Origin of the sequence: Demequina lignilytica (genome assembly GCF_030418375.1) — a bacterium.
GTDB classification, from domain to species: Bacteria; Actinomycetota; Actinomycetes; order Actinomycetales; family Demequinaceae; genus Demequina; species Demequina lignilytica.
Map to the genome: position 1 here is coordinate 1 of NZ_JAUHPZ010000017.1, position 5,534 is coordinate 5,534.

Genomic DNA, 5,534 nt, shown 5'->3' on the forward strand with positions numbered 1-5,534 from the left:
CTCCGGCGCCCTGAGCGCGGCCCTGCCGACGTACGCTGGAGGCCATGCGCACCCTTCTGAACATCATCTGGTTCTTCTTCGCCGGCATCGGTCTCTGGATCTCCTACGCTGCTGTCGGCGTGATCGCCTTCATCACGATCATCGGCATCCCTGCTGGTATCGCGTGCTTCCGGATCGGGAACTACTCGATCTGGCCCTTCGGCCGCGAGGTCGTCCGCGACCCCGATGCGGGCGCGTGGACCGTCGTGGGCAACATCCTGTGGATCCCCCTCGGGCTCATCCTGGCGATCGCTCACGTCGTGACCGCCGTCACGCTCGCGATCACGATCATCGGCATCCCGATGGCGTGGGCGAACCTCAAGCTCATCCCGATCTCGCTCACCCCCATGGGCCGGATCGTCGTCGAGACGCACTGAGCCACAACTGAACCACGGCGGGGTGCCGGAGTTCGGCGGAGGTGCGACACTGACCGGATAGGGAAGGTCGTCCGGTGCGCACCTGGTCGCGGGTGCTCGACGCGATGCTGCGCGAGCACGGAGAGGAGCTGTACTCCCGCGCGTTCGCGTTGACCGGTCATGCCGGGTCCGCCGATCAGGTCCTCGAGGACGCGCTGGTCGCGGCCTTCCGCGGCGTCCGCGTCCCTGACGTCGCCGAGGCGCGCGCGGGCACGTTGAGGGCGATGCACCGCGCTCTCGCCCGACGACGTGCGCCAGCGGACCGCAGGGACGCCGGGCCCGCTCTCGACGAGGTCGCGGACGCGCCGGAGCACCGGTCCGGCGCCCGCCCCCACAGCGCGCTGCATGCGAACGTGGTCGCCGCGCGTGACTTCGTCGCCGATCACCCGCCGTACGAGGACGACGTGCGCGAGGCCCTCGTTGCCGACATCTCCAGTCTCAGCCCCGATGAGCGGGTCTGCCTGGTGCTTCGCTGTGTGGACGGCATGTCCACCGCAGACCTGGCTGCCGAGACGGGCCTCAGCGGTCGACGCGTCCAGGCGGTCCTCGAGCGGGCGGTGCGCAGGCTCGCGGAGCGTCGACCGTGGCTTGCGCTCGACCTCGAGGTCGCCGTCTGGGGTGGCGATGAGGAGACCGCCGTCGAGGTGGATCGATGAAGGGGCCGGTGACCGACGCCCTGGCATTCGCCGCCGCCAGGGGCAGACTCGCCGCGAGCGCGCAGATGCCTGGGGTGGGCAGCCGCGCGCGTCGGCGCGTGCGGCGCCTGCGGCGCGGGTACGCATGGGCCTCCGCCGCCGGCGGTGCCGCGCTGCTGTGCATCGTCCTGCTGCTGCAGCCCTCGGCGGACCCGGTGGACGCTCCGGTGGCGGACCGCGTGATCGCCCCGCCGCCGCCGATCTCCGCGTCCTCGGACCTAGGCGACGTCGGTGCCCGGACCATCGCGTCCTCCGGAGCGGAGCGCCAGGCTGCGCTGTCCTGCGCGGCGGCCGCCTCGCCCGGCACCGTGCAGGCGTGCGATGCCGTCTGGGTCGGCGATGCACCCCTGATCGACGTGTCGGACACGTCGCTCGCGGTCGGGCCGGACGGCGATGTCCAGGTGACCTGGCACGTGAGGAACGTGGCGGCCGGCGCCCTGAAGCTCGACCTGTCGCGGGTGACGGTCGCGGTGGTCGACGGCGACTCCGTGCCGAGCCCGACTCCACCGTCGGATCCGGGCGCGACCGCCCCCGACGTGGTGGCGACGGCCGGCTCGTCGTGGTGGGCGTCGCCCACCGCCCGGTACGCGTTCGGGGGAGATGCTGCGCGGGTGGAGACGCTCTCGCGGGGTGGTGCGCTGAGCGGCGTCGCCACCCTGCCCGCCGGATCGGTCGCGCCTGCGGGCCGTCCCCGCGTCCTGATCCAGATCGCTCTCGCAGGAGAGTCGGACGGCGGCAGGCGCACGGTGCTCGAGGGCACCACCGCGCCGTTGTCGAGCATCGAGACGACCGCCGTGCTGCTGGACTCCGCCGAGCCGCGGACGGCGTCGGACCTGGCCCTCGGCCGTCTCGGCGCGCTCGTGTGCGACGCGACAGGCAGCGCGGACGACCGCGTACCCGACCGCTGGGGGACCGATTACCTGTGGACGCCCACGTGCGACCCGATCTGGCTCGCCGGCGACCTGCTGGCGGACGTGGTGGTCCGGTCCGACCTTGACCGGTCGCCCTACACGCGAGTGGTGCGCTGGTCGGCGGTCAACGCCTCAAGCGAGACGCTGACGGTCGACCTCGGTGCGACGACGGCGGTGCTCGAGCTCTCGCCATCCGTCGAGCCTCACGAGTCTCGACTCTGGGCGTCGAGCGGCGACGGCATCGCACGCATCGACACCCTGTGGCGCTCCACTGCACGCCGGACCGCGGCGGTCCGTGGCCCTGGCTCCCAGCTCGTGCAGATCGCTCCGGGGGAGACCGTCGCGGGCTCGGCGGCGTTCCACTTCCCCGCGTCGACCCAGGCGGAGGCCTGGGGCGAGCGGCTCGAGCGGACGACCCCGGTGGTCCACCTGGTGCTGGCGGCCGCCGGCGTCGGGCACGATGCGCTGGTCCTGGAGCTCGTGCCCGGGTGAGTCGTCCTCGTCCCGCTACATCGCGCCGACGTGCACCAGCTCGATGACCGGCGCGCCTGCCTCGTCGGACGCCGGAAGGTCGACGAGCGCGGTGAGGGCCCAGTCGTGGTCGCCCGCCGGGTCGTCGATCACCTGCCTCACCACCCAGCTCGACGGGTCCGCCTCGGTGCGGTCGGCGGCGGCGAGGGCCGCACGGACGCTCCCGTCGCTCGAGTCGCTGGCCGTCGTGACGATCGTGAGGAGTGCGCGCGCCCGGGCCCCGGGTCCGATTCCGACGGCGTCGTCGCCATGCGCCTCGAACAGCGGGTCGAGGGCGTCGGCCCAGGCGTCAGCGGTCCAGCCGGCGCCGCCATCCAGCGCGCCCAGCGCCGCGTAGTCCTCGCGAGCGGCGAGCTCGATCCGGCGGAACATCGCGTTCGCGACCAGGCGTCGCAGCAGCGCGGGGTTGCCCGTCATCGGTCGCGCCGGACCGGTCACGGTGCTCGTGAAGGCCGCGCTCGCCGGGTCGACGTCGTCGCCCGCGACCACCTCCGGGTTGGCGAGGCGCTCCCACTCGTCGAGCAGCGACGAGTCGGTCGACCGCACCGTGCCGCCCAGCCAGTCGGTGATCTGCTCGACCTCCTCGGTCCGATGCTCCTCCGGCACCGTCTGCCGCATGGCGCGGTACGCCTCCGCCAGGTACCGCAGCACCACGCCCTCGGTGCGCTCCAACCCGTAGCGGGAGATGAGATCGGCGAACGTCATCGCCTTCTCGATCATGTCGCGCACCACCGACTTGGGTGACAGCTCCGCGTCGAGGATCCACGGGTTGCCGCGGCGGTACATCGCGAACGCGGGCTCGAGCAGCTCGGCGAGCGGCCGCGGCCACGTCACGTCCTCGAGGAGCTCCACCCTCTCCTCGTACTCGATTCCCTCCGCCTTCATCGCGGCGAGGGCCTCGCCGCGCGCCTCGTGCTGCTGCGCGAGGAGCACCTGCCGGGGGTCGGACAGCGTCGCCTCGATCACCGAGACCACGTCGACCGCGTGGTCCGGGCTCTCCGTGCTCAGCAGGTCCATCGCGGCGAGCGCGAAGGGCGACAGCGGCTGGTTCAACGCGAACGAGCGCGGGATGTCGACCACGAGGCGCACGGTGGTCCGTCGACCGCCCGGACGGGACGCATCGTCCACCTGGACCCGCTCGACCACCCCCGCCACGCGCAGCGAACGGTAGATGCGCAGCGCCTGGCGCCCGTGCGCCGACCGCTGCGCCGGCGTCTCGTGCACCGCCGCGAGCAGGCGCGACATCGCCTCGACCGGGTCGCCCTCGCGCGCGAGGATGTTGAGCACCATGGCGTGGGTGACGGCGAAGCTGCTGGTCAGCGGCTCCGGGTCCGCGTCACGAAGCCGCTCGAACGTGGCATCCGTCCAGTTCACGTGCCCGGCGGGCGCCTTCTTGCGGACGATCTTGCGGCGCTTCTTCTCATCGTCGCCGGCCTTCTCGAGCGCACGCCGGTTCTCGATCACGTGGTCGGGCGCCATGACGATCACCTCGCCCTGCGTGTCGTACCCCGCACGTCCGGCGCGGCCCGCGATCTGGTGGTACTCGCGCGCCGTCAGGTGCCGCATGCGGGAGCCGTCGTACTTCACGAGCGAGGTGAGCAGCACGGTGCGGATCGGCACGTTGATCCCGACGCCGAGCGTGTCGGTGCCGCAGACGACCTTGAGCAGTCCCTGCTGGGTGAGGCGTTCGACGATGCGCCGGTAGCGCGGGAGCATCCCCGCGTGGTGGACCCCGACGCCCGACCGGAGGAAGCGGCTCAGGGTCTTGCCGAACCCCGTGCCGAAGCGCACGCCGTCGAGCGCCGCGGCGATCGCGTCCCGCTCCGACCGGCTCGCCACATGCATGCTGAGCAGCGACTGCGCTCGCTCGACCGCGTCCTTCTGGGTGAAGTGCACGATGTAGACGGGAGCACGGCCGGTGCCCACCAGGCTCTCGATCACCTCGGGGAGCGGCTCGAGGCAGTAGCTGTGCTCGAGAGGCACAGGTCGCTCCGCCGTCGTCACCTGCGCGACCGCCCGATCCGAGCGCAGCTGCAGGTCCTCGACCAGCCAGTCGGTGTCGCCGAGGGTCGCCGACATCAGCAGGAACTGGGCGCCCGGCAGCTCGATGAGCGGCACCTGCCAGGCCCAGCCGCGCTGCGGGTCGGAGTAGAAGTGGAACTCGTCCATCACGATGAGCGAGGCGTCGGTCGCCGCGCCGTCGCGCAGGGCGAGGTTCGCGAGGATCTCGGCGGTGCAGCAGATGATCGGCGCATCGGGGTTGACCGCGCTGTCGCCGGTCATCAGGCCCACCTGCTCGGCGCCGAACATGGCGATGAGATCGAAGAACTTCTCGGACACCAGCGCCTTCAGCGGCGCCGTGTAGAACGTGCGGCCTCCGAGGCCGGCACGATGCGCGGCGAGCGCCGCGAAATGGGCGCCGGCGGCGACGAGCGACTTCCCGGACCCGGTCGGCGAGGCGAGGATGACGTGCGAGCCCGAGACGAGCTCGATCAGGGCCTCCTCCTGATGGGGGTACAATGGAAGGTCCCTTTCCTCCGCCCACGACGCGAATGCGTCGTAGAGCGCGTCGGGATCGGGATCCGCGCCGGGAGATGTCTCCGGAAGGCGGGCGAGCAGGGACGAGTCGGTGGAAGCCATCGACACCATCATCCCGTGCTCGACCGCCCTGGAATGCCGCGACCGCGCGTGACTCGACTTTCAGGGGCCGGTCTGGCGGGTTCATGGCGCGGAAGCGCGCAAGAATGGCCGGGACGCCTCCATAACTGGACAGGAGCATCATGAACAGCGACAGGGACGAGCGCGACGAGCGCCGCGCGAGCTACGACTCGCGCCCCGGCATCAACCCGCGGAAGCCGCGCGACGGCGATCGCCGCGAGGGCGGTGACCGTCCGCGTCGTCAGTTCGACGGTGACCGTCGTCCGCAGCGTGATGGTGAGCGC

General features: G+C 72.0%; 4 protein-coding genes. 3 read left to right on the top strand and 1 reads right to left on the bottom strand.

The genetic code is table 11. From position 1 onward, the window contains the following. Window positions 1-44 precede the first annotated feature (44 nt). The 3 genes from QQX13_RS13730 to QQX13_RS13740 all read left to right on the top strand — a co-directional run bounded on the left by QQX13_RS13730 (window position 45) and on the right by QQX13_RS13740 (window position 2,553). Complete coding sequence (locus QQX13_RS13730; RefSeq protein WP_301153678.1) at window positions 45-416, top strand: YccF domain-containing protein; 372 nt, start codon at window positions 45-47, stop codon at window positions 414-416. Between the two features lie 74 nt (window positions 417-490). Further along, window positions 491-1,111 (top strand): sigma factor-like helix-turn-helix DNA-binding protein, encoded by a 621-nt coding sequence (locus tag QQX13_RS13735; protein ID WP_301153679.1) that lies wholly within the window; start codon window positions 491-493, stop codon window positions 1,109-1,111. After that, on the top strand, window positions 1,108-2,553 hold the full coding sequence (locus QQX13_RS13740) for a hypothetical protein (protein ID WP_301153681.1): 1,446 nt from the start codon (window positions 1,108-1,110) through the stop codon (window positions 2,551-2,553). Before QQX13_RS13735 ends, QQX13_RS13740 begins: the two co-directional genes overlap by 4 nt. Before the next feature lie 15 nt (window positions 2,554-2,568). On the opposite strand, the gene QQX13_RS13745 is transcribed toward QQX13_RS13740, so the two are convergent. Beyond that, window positions 2,569-5,232: a DEAD/DEAH box helicase gene (locus tag QQX13_RS13745; RefSeq protein ID WP_301153683.1), complete on the bottom strand. Its 2,664-nt coding sequence runs from the start codon at window positions 5,230-5,232 to the stop codon at window positions 2,569-2,571. Window positions 5,233-5,534: the final 302 nt, after the last annotated feature.

Coding starts and splice junctions, on each gene's coding strand:
- QQX13_RS13730 (WP_301153678.1), top strand. CDS start 45: ATGCGCACCCTTCTGAACATCATCTGGTTCTTCTTCGCCGGCATCGGT.
- QQX13_RS13740 (WP_301153681.1), top strand. CDS start 1,108: ATGAAGGGGCCGGTGACCGACGCCCTGGCATTCGCCGCCGCCAGGGGC.
- QQX13_RS13745 (WP_301153683.1), bottom strand. CDS start 5,232: ATGGCTTCCACCGACTCGTCCCTGCTCGCCCGCCTTCCGGAGACATCT.